Genomic DNA, 19,088 nt, shown 5'->3' with positions numbered 1-19,088 from the left:
TCGGGGCATGCCGGCCGCTGATCTGGTGCGTGAGCAGCGCTACGTTGCTCCCCGCTGGCGCGTTCTATCCTGATGAGGAAGGACCAGAATGGGGGGCGTGATCGAAAGGTTGGGACTTCCACCCTTGCGCGCAGCGGTCGAGGTCAACGGAGCAGACGAAGCCGGCGCATTTATCGTCGCCCGCCTTTTACTCGACCTAGCTGGCGTGGTAGATTCGCGGGAATTCTGTCCGTCGAAGCTTTTGTCTGAATTGCTGGAAGCAGCATACGGCTGGCTTTGAAGTGCGGTACGCGATACGAAGCATACACAGTCTGTGCGCTAGCGCTGACCTTCAGTCCCATTCTTACCCTACGGGACCTAACAGAGAATACACCGAAGCCCCTGAGCTCAACGCGGTCGCCAGCTAACAATCCTTTAGCAATGCAACTGAAAACGCTGCGCACGCATTGTTCGATCTGCTCAGGCCTAGGTGTTTGATCTCACGGTTTGATGGTGCGATCCTTTCATTGGAATGGAAGGAAGCCGTATGGGACAAGTACGTCACGGGAGCGCCACGACCACGCACGCCGTCAGAGCAGCAATACAGCGATCGCAAGCTTCGCTCTCGACGCTGAGCCGAGAGCTCGGGATCAATCCGAAGACGGTGGCGAAATGGCGAAAGCGGGCGACGGTTGAGGATTTGAAGACCGGGCCAAAGGCCCCTCACTCCACGACCCTTACCGAAGCCGAGGAGGCGGCGATCGTCGCATTCCGCCGTCACACATTGCTGCCGCTCGACGATTGCCTTTATGCGTTACAGCCCTCGATCCCGCATCTGACACGGTCAGCGCTGCACCGCTGCCTGCAGCGGCACGGCATCTCTCGTCTGCCGGACATCGAGGGCGATAAGCTTAAGCGCCAGCGCTTCAAGCGTTATCCGATCGGGTTCTTCCACATGGATATCGCCGAGGTTCAGACTGCCGAAGGCAAGCTCTACCTGTTCGTCGGCATCGACCGTACCAGCAAGTTCGCCGTCACCCAGTTGGTCGACAAGGCTGATCGGCGAACGGCCTGGGAGTTCCTTGAACACCTGCTGAAAGCGGTGCCGTACCGGATCCATACGATCCTGACCGACAACGGCATCCAGTTTGCCGAGCAGCCGCGCAACCGTAACACCGCCTGGTCGCGTCAGATGCGCTTCGACATGATCTGCGAAGCAAACGACATCGAGCACCGGCTCACCAAGCCGAACCATCCTTGGACCAACGGTCAGGTCGAGCGGATGAACCGCACCATCAAGGAGGCAACGGTCAAACGTTTCCATTACGAGAGCCAAGAGCAGTTGCGGGTGCACCTCGCAGACTTCATGGCAGCCTATAATTTCGCCCGTCGGCTCAAGACGCTCAGTGGCCTCACGCCTTACGAATACATCGCCAAAATCTGGACGTCAGAGCCAGACAGGTTCATCGTCGATCCGATCCACCAGATGCCGGGACTAAACACCTAATTTGTATTGCGGCGGCGTTGTTGCTGGCATCCGATTCGAATTCGAAAATCCCTAAACGCAGCTACTGCAATGAGGTAGCGGTGGCGCCGCTTTCCACTCGAACCTGCGGCTCTGCTTCGGATGAAACTGAGGGCGGCTTTCAGGATCGGCGCCGAGGTGACCGACAGTCTGATGTTTAGGCGCATTGCTGCCAGGCAGTTGCACGCCGACCGAGCGGCAGGTTTTGGCAGAAGCTGTCTTTGAAAGCGTGACCGGCGAACGACGCATTCTGGTCGACTCCTGCCGGAAGCTCTTGGGACAACCCTGCCGATCGCAGTGGTAACCGAACGGCAGCTCTAGGCAGAAGCCGACGTTCAGGCGCAGTCTACCTTGGAAACGATGCCGCTGATCAAATCATCAAGGCGGTTCAGCCGCTCGTTCCATTCCTGACGGTGATAGTCGATCCAATCCTGCAACGGCGCGAGCCCGGCAGGATCGAATTGACAGGTACGCACGCGCCCAACCTTGGTTGAGCAGGCAAGCTTGGCTTCCTCAAGCACGGCGAGGTGCTGGCCTATTGCCGTCTTGCTGATAGCCAGTACGGCAGCGAGTTCAGAAACGCTCGCGGGCCGCTCCGCAAGATGACTCACCATGCGACGGCGATTGGCGTCACCGAGCGCATGAAACAGAAGGTCGACCCTCGACGAGCGGACAAACTCTACGGCAGGCTGCATCATGCGGGCTGCAGTTCTGAAGCCATCGTGTCGAGCAGGAAGTCCCACCCCATCCGGCGCATTGCCGGGCCGTCAGCGCCTTCGAAATAGACTGCCTGGTGCGTGAGCAAGACGTCGCTCTTGCCGCCGAGCGGCGCAATTTCCACGGTGACCACGGCAGCAGATACGCGGGCCTGATCGACGTCGAGCGTTTGGAAGAACACGATCCGAGCGTTATCGACGATCTCAACATAGGTTGAGGTCCAGCACAGCTCTTTTCCTGCGATAGGAGTGCCTGGCAGCATCCGGGCGGTGAGCTTCTCCTCACCGCCCGGACGGAAGTCGAAGCTATAGGACAGCGGCTCGTGTGCGGGACTAGCGGCGTACCACCTGCTCTTGCGGTCCTGAAAAGCGAAGGCGCCAAAAATCGCAGCCGGAGCTGCATCGCAGGTTTTGCGGATTTCGAAGGTATCGTGGGTGATGGTCATGGACTCGCTCCTCAGTGAAGTTATAACTTCACTAAGTTCTTTAGCGCTGCTCAGTCAAGCCGTTACTTCACTATTGCGCCCGCGTTCATTGGATCGGGGGTGGCCACGGGAGGACCGAGACGTCACCGGCGCTTATTGATCGCGTTATTGCGGGCAACGCGAACCCCGCTTACTGAAAATTGCAGATGCTGCCGAATAGCCAGCCCTTAGGGCGCGTTGCGGTCAGACGGTTATCAGCCGACCCACCGGCAGATTCCGGCAGAAGCTGCCGTTGAACGCCCGAGCAACTAACGGCCCGTTTTGGTCGACAGGTGCCGAACGCGGCGACCCAGTTGCGGCCGCTCAGCGACGACGAGGCGCCGCCTGAAACCGGCCGCTCGTTCAGCATCACTGACGGCCGATCAACCACATTTCCGAACCGTCGGTTTACCGCGCCTGCGTACGCTTGCTTCGCCGATCCGTCCCGATGGAGATGATCGATGGGGCACTCGTCGATAGACCCCGCCTTTCACGAACTTCGACCCTGGAACGAGGGCCGGCTTATCGGTGCGAAGCGGGCGCTGAAACAGCAACAGGTCTGGGCCATTCGATTCTGGCTCGACCAGCATGGACGACTGCGCGACCGAGCGCTGTTCGACTTCGCCATCGACAGTAAGCTGCGCGGCTGTGATGTGGTCAAGGTGCGGATCGGCGATGTAGTTTCCGGCGGGCGCGTCCGTGATCGCGCCGTTGTGGTTCAGCAGAAGACCAAACGACCGGTCCAATTCGAGCTGATGGACACGGCACGAAAGACGATGCGGGCGTGGTTGGAGCGACGCGGCGGGACACTGAACGACTTCGTCTTCCCGAGCCGAAACGACTACATGGCCCACATGAGCACGCGGCAATATGCCCGCCTCGTGCACGAGTGGGTGGTCGGCATCGGCCTTCCGGCTCAGGATTACGGGACGCACTCGCTTCGGCGCACGAAAGCATCGATCATCTACAAGGCGACTGGCAATCTCCGCGCCGTTCAGATCCTTCTCGGCCATGCCAAGATCGACAGCACGGTCCGCTACTTGGGCGTTGACGTGGAGGACGCTTTAGAACTGGCCGAACGCACTGAGGTCTGAGCCGACCCACACCCGGACATTCAACGGCGGTGTGTCCATTCCCAAATCCGGCCGCCCGTTTACGTGAGTTGATAATTGGCCGAACCGTGGCAGAGGACCGCGTCGTGGTGAACTGGCTGCCGAAATGCTAAGATAACGAGCGATTGAAAGTGGTAGGTTCATTGAGTCACGGCCGTTCGGTCATCTGTCCGCCCGGACGGTTGGACAATACCTCGCCCATTGCAGCGACGAGTTCTCCGATCGGGCCATTTCCTTCCCAGGCGTAGATCGACACGACCAGCGGCGCTTCGGGCGCGAAGATGAGGCTGGCACAAACAGAATGCGCACTAACGGTGCTGACAGGAAGCACCGACACGCCAAGTCCGGCTTCGACCGCTGACAGGACGCTGCCCAGACTGTTTCCAGTAAAGGCGATGTACCAGCGCCGTTTCTCACGTTCGATACGGTCGACCATCAGGTCACGATACAGGCCGCCAGGCGGAAAGGTTACCAGAGGAATGGGATCGGGCCATACCTCGGACTTTTCAGCGCTTTCGAACCACGCGAGTGGCTCGTGAAAGCTGGCGCGAGCGTCGACATCGGCCACGGCCTGCTTAGCAATGGCGATATCAAATTCTCCGGCGCGAAACCGACGCGACAAATCACGGCTGAGCCCGGTCGTGACGTCAAGTCTGACGTCGCGGTGTCGTTCTGCAAAACGTCCAAACTGCCGGCTCATTGCACGTGTCACGATGTCATCCGGCACCCCGATACGGAGTGTTGCCGTGCCTGCGGGGTCCGCAAGCAAGGTCTGCGCCTCTGCCTGCAGCGTCAATAATCGTCGCGCATAGCCGAGCAGCCGCTCACCTACAGGCGTCGGCCCGATTGGTCGCGCCGCCCGGTCGATGAGTCGTTTGCCGATCGCAGCCTCCAGTCGCCCCAGATGCTGGCTGACGGTCGATTGTGTCGAGTTCAGACGGTCCGCCGCGACCGTGAAGCTCGCAGCGTCGGCAATGGTGACGAAAGTACGGAGCAATCTGGGATCGAGCATCCCGCCATTCGATAATCGAATGCTATATATTTATCCATCTAATTGGCAAATACGAATTTACCCCCGTAAGCTGCATGTTCGTGATCGCCCAGACGTTTCCGCGCGGCAGCAACGGGCTTCCCGCTCGATACTTTTCGCCCTCTTCTAACCATCGGCATGGACATTCACATGAAGATCATCGCACTAGCGTTACTGCTCGGAACGCTCTCCACCCCGGCCACGGCAGCAGACATTTCAACCCATGTGCTCGACCTTGCCATTGGCGTCGGCGGCAAGGCGGTGCCCGTAACGCTGTCGAAACGCGCCGGTGATGGACGCTGGCAGGAGGTTGGTCATGCCACCACCGATGCAGACGGCCGTGTCCGCAGCTTTGGTGAGCCCAAGATGTTCGACACCGGAATCTACCGCCTGCAGTTCGATATGTCGGCATATCCGGATGTCTCGGCCGCGCCGTTTTTCCCGGAGATTACACTGACCTTTCGAGTCACCGACGAGGCGGGGCATTATCATGTGCCGGTGGTCGTCAGCCCGTATGGCTACTCCACCTACCGGGGAAATTGATCGTGCTCGGCATTCCGTTCGCCATGACGCTGGTCGCCGTTACTACGCCGGCAAGCACGCGGGCCATTCCGCTGGAGAGCAAGAACATATCGCTGGCCCTCGCCAACAGCTTGGCAGGGGCCGCGATCGCATCGTGTCGCATGATTGGCAAGGAAGCGGTGGTGGCGGTGGTGGATCGTGGAGGTAATCTCGTAGTGCTCCAGCGGGGCGACGATATCGGCCCGCACAATACGCTGGCCGCGCAGCGCAAGGCCTTCACCGCATTGTCGACGAAGGCGAACACTGCGGTTCTGGCGCAGCGCGCAGCGTACGATCCTGCCTCGCGTAACCTCGTCACTCTGCCAGAACTGCTATTGCTGGGTGGTGGTGTTCCGCTGGTCGTTGGGAACGACATAATCGGCGGCATTGGGGTGGCGGGTTCGGGCGGATCAGCGAATGACGAACGGTGTGCCACAGATGCAATCGCACGGAGCCTCGGCGCCGCACCGCAACGTCCGTGACTGATGAGGCATCGTATCCATGCACCTGCAAGCGAGCAATCCTGTAGACTAAAAGACCCAGATGCGGGCGCGCAGTGGCGACTTTGGGTTTCGCCGCTTCGGCCATTCGTTCAGGTCGGCGACTTGACACGTTGGGCCGGTATCGTTGTATCGCCTTGGGCCCGCGAGACCGCAATCGGCGCGGCCAAGCGACGCGCGGATTTACCCGACGGACATAGCGCACGTTCCAAGGGTCCGTGCCCGATGACGTTGAGCGAGATTCGACTGCCGTCGCTCATTCCATAACCGTCCCGCTCGACTCGTTTCACTGGCTGGCTATTTGCGCGGAGTCGGCACACTCCCCTGTCGACGATGTCGAATAGCCCCAAATTGTCGCGTTCGCTGTCCGTAGGTCACGGGTGAATTGACGACGCAGCTAGCAGCTGACGACCGCGGGCCAGAGCTAAACGTGCTGCATTAAAGTGGTCCACTCAACATCCTTCCGTCAAACCATGGAGGTCCGGAAGAGAAGCTGGCGCGAACCTCCGTGAGTTCGCATCGCCTGTGGCGTCATTGCAACAGAACGCAACAATCTAGCTAGAGGGCTTGCAGAGCTACCAGCTATGGCGTTTCTTTTGCGTACATTTGTACTGCGTTTAAAGGAATCGCCCGAAGGAGGCTGCTGAGATGTATCTGTCTTCTCGTCGACGTCTGACCCTTGCGGCGGCACACTCCACCCTTGCGATAGTGCTCGCAACGGCCGCCGTACCGGCCGTGGCTCAATCGTCACCTCCGGACGTGAGCGCGCCGGCGACATCTGATCAGGCGCCAAGCGTCGCTGACTCTTTGCAGGCAGATCAATCTTCCGAAGAAACGAACGTTGGCAGTGAGATCGTTGTAACCGGTTCCCGCATTCCGCGGGCGAACCTCGAGACAGGCCAACCATCGCTCACCGTTGATAGCCAGCTCATCGAGCAGCGCGGTTACTCGAATATCGCTGATGCGCTGCAGGAACTGCCTTCATTTGGCGTGCCGGGTAGTAGCCGCGCCGGCGCACAGGCAGGCGCGTTCGGATCTGGACAGTCGTTCGTCAACTTCTTCGGCCTGGGTGATCAGCGTACACTGACTATAGTCAATGGCCGTCGGTTCGTAAGCTCTAATACGTCGTCCATCTTTGGACCGACCGGATCAGGTTCGCAGGTCGACCTCAACGTCATCCCCACCCTGTTGATCGACCGAGTCGAGACAATCGCGGTTGGCGGTGCTCCGATTTACGGATCGGATGCGGTCGCTGGCACGATAAACATCATTACGAAACGAAAGTTCAGCGGCTTCCAGTTGGATGGCCAGTATGGCATCTCTGAACGCGGCGACGCGCGCGAGTACCGCGTCCGCACTCTTGCAGGGCTTAATTTCGCTGACGGTCGCGGTAACCTGACTGTATCGGGGGAGTACAACAAACAGGCCGGACTGACACTTACCGACCGCCCGAAGAGTCGCCTAAATTCGTCGTTCACGACCCCGCTCGACCCGGACTCGCCATTCGATAACGTCTACATCGCTGATCGGCGGATCCCGGCCTTGAGCGAATTTGGCGCGCCGCTCGTGACCGATTTTTTCCCGATTTCTCCCGGTCAGGTGGCAGACTTCGGTTTTCAGCCGAGCGTTACGAACGCCGCCGGCCAGGCGTTGGCGTTCGATAGCACAGGCAATTTGGTACCGATCGATTTCGGCCAGCAGACGGGCAACCTTATCAACTTCAACGGCGGTAACGGCTTTGTTTTGCCCGGCAACCTACTGACGCCTATCCGCCGATATCTGGGGACCGCCCTTGCGGAGTTCGCCATCACCGACCGGGTCCGGCTCTTCGGCGAGGCATGGTACGCGAACAGTAAGGGCAGCCAGCTCCGCGAGCAGCCGGTGTATAATACTGCGTTGTTCGACTCCGCCGGCGCGCCGGATGGCAACTTCATCTTAAGCGTCAACAATCCTTACTTGAGCGCAAGCGCCCGAGACACGATTGTCGCCGCTTTGGCTTCCAACCCTGCCGCAGACGCCCAAGACACTTTTTATCTCGGGCGGGCGAACACCGACCTGATTTCTGGCGCGGGATCATCGACGGTGGAGCTATACCGGTTCGTCACTGGGGTTGATGGCACCTTCCAGGCGCTGGGCAAGGATATGAAGTTCGAGATGGTCGGCAACTACGGCCGGTCGACTACCCAAGGCAGCGAGCGCGTTCTCGTCCAGCAGAACTTCGCTAATGCGCTGAACGCCGTACGCGATGCGAGCGGCAACGTTGTCTGCGCTCCTGGAGCAGTCAACGCCGCGATCCCGACGATCAGCAGTACATGTGCGCCAATTAATCCATTCGGCCAACAGATCAGCCAAGCTGCGCAAGACTATGTCACTACAACGGCTAATCCCCGAGCGACCAACGAGCAGTGGGTCGTTACCACTTCTCTTTCCGGCGAATTGTTCGACCTATTTGGCCGAGGCATAGGTTACGCGGTGGGCTACGAACACCGTAACGAGAAGGCCTCGTTTGATCCAGGCGCTTTTTACTTTGGCGAGGTTGATCCTACTGATCCGACGGGAGGACGTACGCAGTTCGGACGATCCATCCCGATCGATCCCGTCAGCGGCCAATTCAACACGGATGAGGTATTCGGCGAGTTGAACGTGCCATTGCTCGGCGAGAACCAACGTGTCCCACTGATCCATAGCTTGGATCTGCATGGCGCGGGGCGGTATATCGACAACTCACTGGCCGGCGGTGATTGGACCTACACCGGTGACGTACGATGGGAACTGTTCCGCGGCATCGCGCTTCGTGCGAACTACACCCGCTCGGTCAGGGCACCCGCCGTGACCGAGTTGTTCAACCCAACCAGCCAGATTTTCACTACGGCAAACGATCCCTGCGACTCACGCTTTATCGGTGGGGGCCCCAACCCAGCCAACCGCGCGGCCAACTGCGCCGCGGCTGGCCTGCCCGGCAATTTCCAGTCAAACATCGTCGATTTCACTGCTCGCGGGACGTTGTCGGGCAACACCGCCCTTCAGAATGAGAAGGCTGATGCGAAAACTTTCGGCGTCGTGCTGCGCCCCGACTTCTTGCGCGGGTTCAGTGCCACGGCCGACTGGGTGGACATCAAGCTGAAGGGCGCCATCCAAACCCTAGATGCGGACCAGGTTCTGGAGGGCTGTTACGATAGCGGCAGCTACCCCAATGCGTTGTGCTCTAATTTCACGCGCGACGGGGGGGGGCAGATCACTTTTATCCAGACTGGATACGCTAATGCTGCTTCCACCCAGTTCCGCGGCCTAGTGACGCAAATCGCCTATCAAACGCCCACTCCGTTTCTAGGGGCCGAGAGCGCGATCAACGTCGTCGGCAATTACCAGTATACGGCTAGGCTCGAGACTAGAGTCGGCGACGGCGACGTTACGACGCTGCGCAATTCAATCGGCTACGCTCCCCACAAGGCGACAGTAAGCGCCACCTACACCAACTCGGGTCTCAGCCTCAGTGGACAGTGGCTCTACTATGGCAAGACAAAGGTCGATCCGGACCAGCCAGACTCAGCTTACCAGTACCCGACGGTGCGTGCGATCAGCTACTTTAACTCCACAATCTCGTATGACATCAACCGTCAGTTTGGCATTCGTTTGATTGTCGACAACGTATTTGATCAGGATACACCGTTTCCGACCCCCGCTGGTGGAGGAACCGTTACCTATTTTGATGGTATTCTGGGACGTGCCTTCAAGTTGGGTGCGAGCTTAAAACTCTAAAATGATAGATATTTCCCAAGTGGTAGCGGCGCCAGCATCTCAGTCAGGGGAAGACCTATTAAATGCGTGGCATCGGTGCTTTCAGTCTAACGCGAACCGCTCGCCACACGATGCAGGTCGGGCTTTGAGCACAGCCGCTTAGGGTCAGGACTCGTTGATCAGAGCCAGAAGATGACGGTTGCGGTGAGAACGGTGGCAGAAAAGAAGACGGTCGGGCATCGATCGTAGCGGGTGGCGACGCGGCGCCAGTCGTTCAGACGGCCGAACATAATCTCGATACGGCTCCGGCTTCGGTAGCGGCGCTTGTCGTATTTGATAGGCATGATCCGGGATTTCGGCCCGGAATGCAGGGCGTTATGCCCTTTGCCTGAAGTGCGTCCCCGTACCAGTCTGCGTCATAGCCGCGGTCGCTCAGCATCCACTGCGCCTTTGGTAGATCGTCGAGCAGCGCGGCAGCGCCGGTGTAGTCGCTGACTTGGCCAGCGGTCATGAAAAAGCTGAGCGGCCCACCTTCTGCATCGGTGACGGCGTGCAGCGCGGTGTTTATGCCCCCTTTGGTACGACCGATGAGGCGCCCAAGGCCCCCTTTTTAACCCGCAGGCTCGATGCCGTGCGGTGCGCCTTCAGGTAAGTCGCGTCGATCATGATCGTCTTGGGCGTGGCGCTCGCAGCGGCCAGTCCCTCCATCATACGCAGGAACACGCCTCTCTCGCCCCACCGCTTCCACCGGTTGCAGAGCGTCTTGTGCGGCCCGTACTCCCTGGGGGCATCGCTCCAGCGCAGCCCGTTGCGGTTTACGAAGACGATGCCGCTCAACACCCGTCGATCATCAACCCGCGGCTTGCCGTGGCTCTTGAGAAAATACGGCTCAAGCCGCGCCATCTGCTCGTCGGTCAGCCAGTACAGGTCGCCCATCCTCGGTCTCCTCGCAGAGCCGGAATCAGATGCCGACGCTCAAATCAATGGGTCCTGACCCTAAGTGGGGATCAACGTATAAGTTCTTTACGACAGTAGAGTTTTCACTACGAACTATCTCTTCCTTAACAAAAAATCAGCCATTGTTAAAACCGATCCGCCTGCGTCAGCACGAAGGCACTTTGCTCATCCGAGTAGCTGGTCTCTTCATTTTCGTCGCCTGACCCGAAGGCTCCACGTGGCCGATAACTTCGCTCAACAGGGACTAATCAGCAGCGAGGGCGCTTAAGCTCGTCAGCGTTCCAAGTACTGAAAAAAGTGACCGCGTAAAATCTGCCATTGAACACGTCCTCAAACTCAATTATATGCAAGACTGTCCCACTATCTGGGAGGACAGATCGGCGAAAACGCTGGCCGCATGGAGGGGCTGATGACGGTATTTCGCACTATAGCATGCGTGTTTTTCCTTTCGGCGACAGTCGGAGCTCCGATCAGCTCCGCGGCGCAGCAGACTGAAATCGAGCGTACGCAGCGCGAATGGATTGATCCGGTCACCAACCATCGCATCGTCCGCGTCTCCGACGCGCCGGGTAGTTCGAGTCTCTATTTCAACTATAACGGCTTCACCCCGCAGGGCGACAAGCTGGTCATCTCAACCCCCAAGGGGATCTCCGCCTACGATCTCAAGACTCGCAAGCTCGCGCCCGTGGTCGCGATCGCGGAGCCGTTCCGCCTGCTGTTCACTGGCCACAAAACGCGGGCAGTATATTACCAGACGTTAGGATCCGCAGGTGACCGTTCGGGGGCCAAGACGGTGTTCGCGGTCGATATCGATACCGGGAAGGCCCGGAAGATCGCCGAAGTGTCGAACGGCGACATCCAGACGATAAATGCCGACGAGACGCTACTCGGCGGTGTCCTAACTGATCCAGGCGCCACTGCGGGCGTTCTCCAGACTTTCGCCAAGCGTGATGCGCGCTTCGACCAGTCCGACTACCGCGCCAACTGGCCCGATGGCCGTCCGATGACCTATGCGGAATCGAAGGAAGTCCGCATGAATGAGCGGCTGGAATCGGCGGTCCCGATGTCGATGTTCGTCATCGATACCCGGACAGGTCAGCAGCGCACGGTGCGGCGCGCAACCGACTGGCTGAATCATCTGCAGTTTTCACCGACCGATCCGAAGATGCTGATGTTCTGCCACGAAGGGCCGTGGCACAAGGTCGATCGACTCTGGCTGATGAACGTCGACACGCCCGACGCGCCGCCGATCAAGCTCCACACCCGCACCATGAATATGGAGATCGCGGGCCACGAATGGTTCAGCCATGACGGCAAGACGATCTGGTACGACCTGCAGACGCCGCGCGGCGAGGATTTCTGGGTGGCAGGCTACGACATCGCGAGCGGCAAGCGCACCAGATATCACCTGCAGCGCAACGAATGGTCGGTGCATTTCAATAGTTCGCCCGACGGCACGCTGTTCGCGGGCGACGGCGGCGATCCGGAGATGGTCGCACACGCCCCCGACGGCAAGTACATGTACCTGTTCACGCCGCACGGCATTCCCGATGTCGCCGGGTTGAAGGCGCCGAATTCGGAAGCGCTCGTCCGCCCCGGCTATTTCACGGCGGAGAAATTGGTCGACATGGCCAAGCAGGATTACCGGCTCGAACCAAACGGCGTCTTCACGCCCGACGGCAAGTGGCTGGTTTTCCGCGCGAACATCTCCGGCGCGACACAAGTTTACGCCGTTGAGCTCGCCAAGGCTAGGTGACGGCAGCACGTCCGTAGCCATGAAAAAAACGGCACGGTCATTCGAAAGTACAGGTTCTCTTCAGGGCGCACAAAGGGGAATATGATGCGTAACCGTTACCATCGTCGCTACGCCACCGGCTCCGCGACCACCGCGCTCGCGATTGCGCTGGCGATGCCGATGACGGCCGGTGCGCAGAACACCCCGGTCAGCCCGCAGGATCCGGCGATCACCGCGCCCGCGCAGCAGCCGACGCCGACCGACCAGCAACCCCTGCCGACCACCGCCCCCGGCCCGGGCGATCAGGGCCCCGACATTGTCGTCACCGGCTTCCGCCAGTCGCTCGCCTCCGCGATCCAGATCAAGAAACAGTCGGCCGGCGTCGTCGACGCGATCAACGCCGCCGACATTGCCGACTTCCCGGACGCGAACCTCGCCGACTCGCTGCAGCGCATTCCCGGCATCTCGATCGAGCGCGACGGCGGCGAAGGCCGTACCGTAACCGTGCGTGGGCTGGGCGGCGATTTCAGTCGCACGCGCTTCAACGGGATCGAAGCGATTTCGGCGACCACCGGCTCGACGCTGGGCGCCGGCGTAAACCGCGGCCGCGCCTTCGACTATTCGGTGTTCGCCTCCGAGTTGTTCAACTCGATCGTGGTGCGCAAGACCCAGTCGGCCGAAGTCGATGAGGGCTCGCTGGGTGCGACGATCGACCTGCAAACCGGGCGCCCGTTCGATAATCCCGGGTTCCAGGCGGCGCTCTCGGGCCAGGCCGCTTATTACGACATCAATAAAAAGGTCGCACCGCGACTCGTCGGCCTCATTAGCAACACCTTTGCCGACGGCCGCATCGGCGTGCTGCTGTCGGCCGCGTACAACAAGCGCGTTACGCAGGAAGACGCCTATTCCAACACCGCGCTGACCGATTTCAGCGATCTCAACAACGGTTTCTGCCCGGTCGTGCCGAACACCCCCACGACCCCCGTAAACCCGCTGATCGGCACCGCTCCGCGCACCTCGCCCTGCATCGCCTCGACCGGCGCCAATCCGGGCTCGACGCCCGCCGCCTACAACACGATCAACCAGCCGGGCGTGTTCGTACCCCGCCTGCCCGGCTATGGTCGCTTCCTGAACAAGCAGGAGCGGCTGGGCTTGACGGGCACCGTGCAGTTCAAGCCAACCGACACCAGCGTCATCACGCTCGACGCAGCCTATTCGCGCTACAACCAGGACAAGAACGACCTCGCTACCAACCCGATCAGTCTGAACCGCGGCGCCGGCGTCGCCACGGCGGGCCTCACCGCAGCGCAGCTCAGCGGCCGGCCGAACATGAAGGTGCGCAACGCGATCGTGGAGAACGGGCAACTCGTCTATGGCGTGTTCGACGGCACCGACTTCTCGGTCACCAACAGCCACGACATCTCGACCACCGAATTCTACCAGGTCGACCTGCACATCGAGCAGGAAGTCGGCGATCACGGCCACGCCTCGATCCTGTACGGCCAGTCGGATTCGGTGCTCGACAACCCCTATTCGCGCCTCGTCACCTTCAGCCGTTTCGACGGCAACGGGTTCGTCTATGATGCGCGCGGAGACAACAAGACGACGCCGCTAGTCAACTACGGGTTCGACGCGGCCAACCCGTCCAACTGGGAGTATCAGAACGGCTACGACAACATCCGAGAGTTCACGTCGCGCGTGACCAACCGGCTGCGTAACCTCAAGGCCGACTTTAAGTACGAGCTGAGCGACGAGCTGACCGGCAAGATCGGCATCGCGATCAAGCGTTTCACCTTCATCTCTGAACGGCAGCAGCGGATCGCCAGCACCACGGTCATCCCGACCCTGGCGTCTGCCGGCCTGAGCATCGCCGACGTCAGCCTGCCCGCGATCACGATCGACACGATCGGCATCCCGGCCGGATCGAGCAACAGCTTCATCGTGCCCGATATCGACAAGATCATGGCGGCGTACAATGTCGATTGCTACTGCATCAACCAGTTCGGCGACTTCCGGATCGGCAGCGTCGGAACCGGCGCGCAGGGTGACAACCGCGCGGTCGTCGAACAGGATATCAGCCCGTACATCCAGCTCGACTGGAAGATGGAACTCGGCAACGGCATGACCCTGCGCGGCGATGCGGGCTTGCGCTATGCTAAGACCTATCAGCGGTCGCGCGGCTTTGTCGGCACCGGCACGCCGGTGCGCGTCAAGCGCAACTATGACGACTTCCTGCCGGCGCTCAACGCCGCTCTTGACATAACGCCGAAGGTCACTGTTCGCGCCGCAGCCGCCAGCGTCATGTCGCGCCCGTCGCTGGGCTTCCTGACGCCGGGCGGCTCGATCGGCACCGCGCAGTCGCCCTTCACCGCCACTGTCGGCAACCCGCAGCTGGACCCGTATCGCGCGACCAATATCGACGCGAGCGCGGAATGGTATTTCGCGCCGGGCGCGATCCTGTCTGCGGGCTATTTCTACAAGGATATCGCCAGCTTCGTGCAGCAGGTCAGCTCGACCACGTCCTATGCCGCGGCGGGTCTGCCGCTCGGGTTGCTGACACCGGCGCAGGACCCAAACACCACGACTAACATCACGTCGTACGTCAATACCACGGGCGGCAAGATCAAAGGTTTCGAACTGCAATATCAGCAGCCCTTCACCTTCCTGCCGAGCTTCCTGTCGAACTTCGGCACGATCCTGAACTACACGCACATCAAATCGAACATCCGCTACATCCTGACCACCAATGCAAGCGGCCCGACGCTGATCGCGCCGCTGACCAACGTGTCGCCGAACGCGGCCAATGCGACGTTTTATTACGAGGACAGGCGACTGTCGGCGCGCGTTTCGCTGGCCTATCGCGATGAATATGTCCGCCAGGTCCCGCTGCGGTCGGGGTTGGCCGACTATACCGGCTCGTACAGCACGACCAACGTCGATGCATCGCTGTCGTACAAGCTGACCGACGGGCTGACGCTGTCGCTAGACGCGATCAACCTCACCAACCAGGCGACCAGCTATTGGGACGGCGTCGCACTGCGAGACCAGCAGGTCTATTCCAAAACTGGTCGCCAGTTCTTCGCCGGCGCGCGGTACAAATTCTAGCCGTGCACCGCGCGATCCCCCTCGCGCTGCTGCTCGCGGTAGCGCCCGCCGTCGCGCTTGATCGGCCGGACACGGTGTTGCCGGTGTTCCAGTTCCCCGCCGATGCGATCCCGCGCATCGACGGGGATGCGGGCGACTGGGCGGCGGTTCCGGACAGTTACGCCGTGCGTTCCGCGATGTTCGGGGCCGATGACGCCAGCGGCCGCCATCCCGACCCAAAGAGCCTGACTGCGACGATCAAGGTTGGCTGGGTCAATGGGCTGAACCGCCTCTATGTCCTATACCAGGCATATGACGATTACTGGGATTTTGCCTCGCCCGGTCTCGACCAGGACATTCTGGAAGTCGTAGTCGATGGCGACCGTTCGGGTGGGCCGCTGATCGCACGTTTCCACCCCGACACCGCGCCGCCGGACGCCCCGCGCGTCGCGGTGTCCGATGGCCGGACGTTTTCGGATGCGGACGCGTGGTTCGGTTTCCAGAACCGCCATGCGCAGAATTATCATATCTTCACGCCTGCGCGCGACAAGGACTGGGCGATGGCGTGGGGCCCACAGGCGGCGTGGGTCAAGCAGCTGCCCTGGGCGAACATCGCCTATCGCTACGCGTTCAAGCCGGGCGAGCGTGGCAAGCTGACCGCCGAATTCTGGATCACCCCGTTCGACCTCGCCGACGCCGAGGGGCCGGGAGGCTCGGTCGAAACCCACCTGGTTTAAAATGCAGTCATCGGCCTCGGCATGGCGATCATCGACCGCGACGGCCCCGGCATCTCGCGGTTCTGGAACCTGTCGGCGCCGCAGCACACGATGTACGGCCAGGCGTCGGCGTTGCGGGCGTTCCGGCTGATGCCGATCCATCCGAAGCTGGCGCCGCAGATTCGGGCGGACTGGTCGTTCAAGATCCTCGACCGGTCGACGCGCACGGTCGCGTTCCACGACGACACGACGGCGGCGGTGACGGCGCGGCGCTGGGACTTTGGCGACGGCGAGACTGCGACCGATGCCGCGCCGGTCCACCGCTATGCGCGTCCGGGCAAATATGTCGTGGTGCTGCAGGTTACCGGCCCGACCGGGCATTCCGCCCTGTCCAAGGTCTGGGACGTCTCGTTCGTGGGGGACCCGCCGAAATGAGCGCGAGCATCGACTATGCCCGCCGCGATGCGCTGCGGCTGTCCAGCGCGGCGCTGGTCGGCGCGCTCGCCGCGCCGCTTTCCGCGACTGCGCGCAAACGTTTCGATGCGCGCACTTTCGGTGCGAAGGCCGATGGCCGGACGCTCGACACCGCTGCGATCCAGCGGAGCATCGACGCCGCCGCGCGGGTCGGCGGACGCGTCGTCCTGAGCGGCACGGGACGTTATCTTACCGGGCCGCTGACGCTCGCAGGCGGGATCGATTTCCATATCGAACGGGGCGCGACATTGCTCGTGAGCACCGATCCAGCCCATTATGCCGATCCGCGTGCCGGGATACTCGGCGCCAATGGCGCGCACGGCCTGACGCTCAGCGGCGCCGGGACCATCGATGGGCGCTCGCCGGATTTCATGGCGCGCTACGACCCCGTCGGCGAATGGTGGATTCCCAAGCCGTTCCGACCGCGCCTGGTCGTGCTGGAGGACTGCGCGGACCTGGCGATCCGCGATCTGACCTTCGCGCGCGCGCCCCACTGGACGGTACATCTGGTCGGCTGTCGTCGGGTGTTGGTCGAAGGGCTGACCATTGCCAACCAGCTCGACGCACCCAATTGCGACGGAATCGATCCGGATCACTGCCAAGACGTCGAGATCCGCCGGTGTCGGATCACTTGCGGCGACGACGCGATCGTCATCAAGACCACCGCGGGCTACGAGCGCTACGGACCGTCCCGTAACATCACCGTGCGGGACTGCGTGATTGAGACCCAGGATTCGGGGCTCAAGATCGGCACCGAAACCGTCCAGGACATCCATGACATCCTGTTCGAGCGCTGCGAGATCCGCCGCAGCTCGCGCGGCCTGTGCATCCAGCTGCGCGATGCGGGTATCGTGCGCAATATCGTTTTCCGGAAGATCCGATTCGTCGCGCAATTTTTCGCTGATCCATGGTGGGGCTGCGGTGAAGCGATCTCGTTCACCGCGATACCGCGCGCTGCGACTGGCCGCGTCGGTACGATCCGCGACATACTGGTGCAGGACGTGACCGGCAGGGCCGAAAACAGTGTTCGCATCGAGGGCTTGGGCGGCGCGCGTGTTTCCGATATCCGTCTGCAGAGGGTGGTGATCGCCCTGGATCGCTGGACTCGCTACGCCGGCGCCGTTTTCGACAATCGCCCAACCACCGCCGTAGCCGCTATCGAGAATCACGACACCGTCGGCATCAATATCCGCAATGCAGATCGGGTAACCCTTGAAGATGTCACTGTGACGTTAGCTCCCGCTACGCGCGCCCGTTTCGCGCAAGAAGTTCGCAGGGATGGTACGACAACTCTTCTAAAGCGCTGAACAAGCATGCGAAAGAAGCGGGATAGGGATGCTGCGACCGCAAACGACAGCAGCCATACTCGCCGCAAACAAGTGTCGTCGATAGATTTCGTTTCGAGAGCTCTTTTCGGTAGCAGGCTGTTACGAGCGCGGTAGACGGCTTCATTCGTTTGCTTTGGCCATTGATGTAGGTCAGGGGTCAAAGGCGAACGGATGGGGGACGCATTGGCACTTACGGCTTATCTTTCGCAATGGCTCAACAGCAGCCTGCGGGACAACCGGGCTGCAGTTTGTTGCACCCGCGCTCGCCATTAAGCCAATAAAACGGCGTACCGTAATATTTGAAAGAACTGGAAAGTTGGATCGATACACTTTCATCCATTCTTCAAATGCCATATAACTTCCGAGTAATATAACGGCCGCTAGTTCCTGCCCCTCCGCGCGACTCGCGCGAACATCCGGCTGGCGGTATGGACTACAACAGTATTCCTTCTCATACCCCGCTGAAGGGGATGTGCCTGGTTGGCCCTCTTTCTTTCGCGGTTGCTGATACGGTCAATCGAGCCTCGGAAATCATCATCATGCCAAATCAGTATCGGCGAAACCCTCAGGTAAAATTCGTATTTTCACTCCAGGGCCATGTCGGAACTGAGTTCCAAGCTGATGGCCGTCGCCGTCTTGGAGACGTGCGGGCAAATCGCCTGCATTGTTGCGCTGTCCAGATATTGAGCTACCGCCGCAACGTTGATTGCTCCCACAATCACGCGGCCCCCCCCGCCCGGATTGGCGCACATACCGAATTAATCAGGTCAGGCGCAGATCCGGTCTGAAGCAGGACACCTGTTTCACGAACCTGCGAAATTTGGTCCGAAAGACCGGCATGATAATAGCTCGCTTCAACCCTATTGAATAATTTTATGCAACCGGCGGCGTCATCGTCAGACATCAGCGTTTTGCCAAGTCCGGTTTCAGGAAGCAATCGCCGTGTTCCTGCCTCGGTAGCAACGGCGATTCGCTCTGCGCCTGGAACCCGCAACAGATGTATTGAATAGTTTCCTTCGCGCTTAGCAAGAAGCGCACTGAGCCCAGTGATATGAATAGCCCCTAGATTTCTAGACGCCTTGAGCCATCAAAGCCTGCTGCCGTTCGAACTCGACGGGCGACAGCATCCCGTTCCTGACATGCTTGCGGATCGGGTTGTAGAACATCTC

The 19,088-nt window shown here is 60.5% G+C and carries 14 protein-coding genes and 2 pseudogenes; 11 read left to right on the top strand and 5 right to left on the bottom strand.

Annotated elements, in window-relative coordinates:
- Window positions 1-88 precede the first annotated feature (88 nt).
- A complete protein-coding gene (locus U1701_RS18170; RefSeq protein WP_332783985.1) occupies window positions 89-280 on the top strand; it encodes a hypothetical protein in 192 nt (63 codons plus the stop codon).
- Window positions 281-314: 34 nt separating this feature from the next.
- On the opposite strand, the pseudogene U1701_RS18820 reads toward U1701_RS18170, so the two are convergent.
- Window positions 315-443 (bottom strand): annotated as a pseudogene (locus U1701_RS18820) (HU family DNA-binding protein); the annotation flags it as partial.
- A gap of 83 nt (window positions 444-526) precedes the next feature.
- On the opposite strand from U1701_RS18820, the gene U1701_RS18165 reads away from it, so the two are divergent.
- The gene (locus U1701_RS18165; protein ID WP_332783984.1) at window positions 527-1,486 is read left to right on the top strand and encodes an IS481 family transposase; all 960 of its coding nucleotides are present in this window, start codon (window positions 527-529) and stop codon (window positions 1,484-1,486) included.
- 353 nt (window positions 1,487-1,839) lie between these two features.
- On the opposite strand, the gene U1701_RS18160 is transcribed toward U1701_RS18165, so the two are convergent.
- Window positions 1,840-2,202: an ArsR/SmtB family transcription factor gene (locus U1701_RS18160; protein WP_332783983.1), complete on the bottom strand. Its 363-nt coding sequence runs from the start codon at window positions 2,200-2,202 to the stop codon at window positions 1,840-1,842.
- Window positions 2,199-2,666: an SRPBCC domain-containing protein gene (locus U1701_RS18155; RefSeq protein WP_332783982.1), complete on the bottom strand. Its 468-nt coding sequence runs from the start codon at window positions 2,664-2,666 to the stop codon at window positions 2,199-2,201. The genes U1701_RS18160 and U1701_RS18155 overlap by 4 nt, the downstream gene beginning before the upstream one ends.
- Window positions 2,667-3,145: 479 nt before the next feature.
- Between U1701_RS18155 and U1701_RS18150 the strand changes: the two genes are divergently transcribed.
- Window positions 3,146-3,778 (top strand): tyrosine-type recombinase/integrase, encoded by a 633-nt coding sequence (locus U1701_RS18150; RefSeq protein WP_332783981.1) that lies wholly within the window; start codon window positions 3,146-3,148, stop codon window positions 3,776-3,778.
- A 166-nt stretch (window positions 3,779-3,944) separates the two neighbouring features.
- Here the strand turns inward: U1701_RS18150 and U1701_RS18145 are convergent, their stop codons facing one another.
- A complete protein-coding gene (locus U1701_RS18145; RefSeq protein ID WP_332783980.1) occupies window positions 3,945-4,808 on the bottom strand; it encodes a LysR family transcriptional regulator in 864 nt (287 codons plus the stop codon).
- 168 nt (window positions 4,809-4,976) lie between these two features.
- Between U1701_RS18145 and uraH the strand changes: the two genes are divergently transcribed.
- From uraH to U1701_RS18130, 3 genes are all read left to right on the top strand, one after another.
- A complete protein-coding gene (gene uraH, locus U1701_RS18140) occupies window positions 4,977-5,369 on the top strand; it encodes a hydroxyisourate hydrolase (protein ID WP_332783979.1) in 393 nt (130 codons plus the stop codon).
- 2 nt (window positions 5,370-5,371) lie between these two features.
- The gene (locus U1701_RS18135) at window positions 5,372-5,869 is read left to right on the top strand and encodes a GlcG/HbpS family heme-binding protein (protein WP_332783986.1); all 498 of its coding nucleotides are present in this window, start codon (window positions 5,372-5,374) and stop codon (window positions 5,867-5,869) included.
- Between the two features lie 666 nt (window positions 5,870-6,535).
- Window positions 6,536-9,646, top strand: a complete 3,111-nt coding sequence (locus U1701_RS18130) for a TonB-dependent receptor domain-containing protein (protein WP_332783978.1) — start codon at window positions 6,536-6,538, stop codon at window positions 9,644-9,646.
- Window positions 9,647-9,804: 158 nt separating this feature from the next.
- On the opposite strand, the pseudogene U1701_RS18125 reads toward U1701_RS18130, so the two are convergent.
- Window positions 9,805-10,561, bottom strand: a pseudogene (locus U1701_RS18125) (IS5 family transposase).
- Between the two features lie 430 nt (window positions 10,562-10,991).
- Between U1701_RS18125 and U1701_RS18120 the strand changes: the two are divergent.
- The 5 genes from U1701_RS18120 (at window position 10,992) to U1701_RS18100 (ending at window position 17,898) form a co-directional block, all read left to right on the top strand.
- Window positions 10,992-12,338 carry an oligogalacturonate lyase family protein gene (locus tag U1701_RS18120; RefSeq protein ID WP_332783977.1) on the top strand — a complete coding sequence of 449 codons (1,347 nt, stop codon included), beginning with the start codon at window positions 10,992-10,994 and terminating at the stop codon, window positions 12,336-12,338.
- 84 nt (window positions 12,339-12,422) lie between these two features.
- Complete coding sequence (locus U1701_RS18115; RefSeq protein ID WP_332783976.1) at window positions 12,423-15,422, top strand: TonB-dependent receptor; 3,000 nt, start codon at window positions 12,423-12,425, stop codon at window positions 15,420-15,422.
- Window positions 15,423-15,424: 2 nt separating this feature from the next.
- Window positions 15,425-16,138, top strand: coding sequence for a hypothetical protein (locus U1701_RS18110; RefSeq protein ID WP_332783975.1), 714 nt, complete (start codon window positions 15,425-15,427; stop codon window positions 16,136-16,138).
- A 21-nt stretch (window positions 16,139-16,159) separates the two neighbouring features.
- Window positions 16,160-16,552: a PKD domain-containing protein gene (locus tag U1701_RS18105; protein ID WP_332783974.1), complete on the top strand. Its 393-nt coding sequence runs from the start codon at window positions 16,160-16,162 to the stop codon at window positions 16,550-16,552.
- A complete protein-coding gene (locus U1701_RS18100; RefSeq protein WP_332783973.1) occupies window positions 16,549-17,898 on the top strand; it encodes a glycoside hydrolase family 28 protein in 1,350 nt (449 codons plus the stop codon). The genes U1701_RS18105 and U1701_RS18100 overlap by 4 nt, the downstream gene beginning before the upstream one ends.
- The last annotated feature ends 1,190 nt before the right edge of the window (window positions 17,899-19,088 follow it).

Source organism: Sphingomonas rhamnosi (assembly GCF_036663615.1).
In the GTDB taxonomy this organism is placed as follows: Bacteria; Pseudomonadota; Alphaproteobacteria; order Sphingomonadales; family Sphingomonadaceae; genus Sphingomonas.
The sequence above is the reverse complement of the archived record's forward strand: the minus strand, read 5'-3'. Positions and strand labels throughout refer to the sequence as shown.

Excerpts from the sequence above, each read along its gene's own strand:
- U1701_RS18170 (WP_332783985.1), top strand. The coding sequence starts at position 89 with ATGGGGGGCGTGATCGAAAGGTTGGGACTTCCACCCTTGCGCGCAGCG.
- U1701_RS18155 (WP_332783982.1), bottom strand. The coding sequence starts at position 2,666 with ATGACCATCACCCACGATACCTTCGAAATCCGCAAAACCTGCGATGCA.
- U1701_RS18160 (WP_332783983.1), bottom strand. The coding sequence starts at position 2,202 with ATGATGCAGCCTGCCGTAGAGTTTGTCCGCTCGTCGAGGGTCGACCTT.
- U1701_RS18100 (WP_332783973.1), top strand. The coding sequence starts at position 16,549 with ATGAGCGCGAGCATCGACTATGCCCGCCGCGATGCGCTGCGGCTGTCC.
- U1701_RS18115 (WP_332783976.1), top strand. The coding sequence starts at position 12,423 with ATGCGTAACCGTTACCATCGTCGCTACGCCACCGGCTCCGCGACCACC.
- U1701_RS18165 (WP_332783984.1), top strand. The coding sequence starts at position 527 with ATGGGACAAGTACGTCACGGGAGCGCCACGACCACGCACGCCGTCAGA.
- uraH (WP_332783979.1), top strand. The coding sequence starts at position 4,977 with ATGAAGATCATCGCACTAGCGTTACTGCTCGGAACGCTCTCCACCCCG.
- U1701_RS18130 (WP_332783978.1), top strand. The coding sequence starts at position 6,536 with ATGTATCTGTCTTCTCGTCGACGTCTGACCCTTGCGGCGGCACACTCC.
- U1701_RS18145 (WP_332783980.1), bottom strand. The coding sequence starts at position 4,808 with ATGCTCGATCCCAGATTGCTCCGTACTTTCGTCACCATTGCCGACGCT.
- U1701_RS18120 (WP_332783977.1), top strand. The coding sequence starts at position 10,992 with ATGACGGTATTTCGCACTATAGCATGCGTGTTTTTCCTTTCGGCGACA.
- U1701_RS18105 (WP_332783974.1), top strand. The coding sequence starts at position 16,160 with ATGGCGATCATCGACCGCGACGGCCCCGGCATCTCGCGGTTCTGGAAC.
- U1701_RS18150 (WP_332783981.1), top strand. The coding sequence starts at position 3,146 with ATGGGGCACTCGTCGATAGACCCCGCCTTTCACGAACTTCGACCCTGG.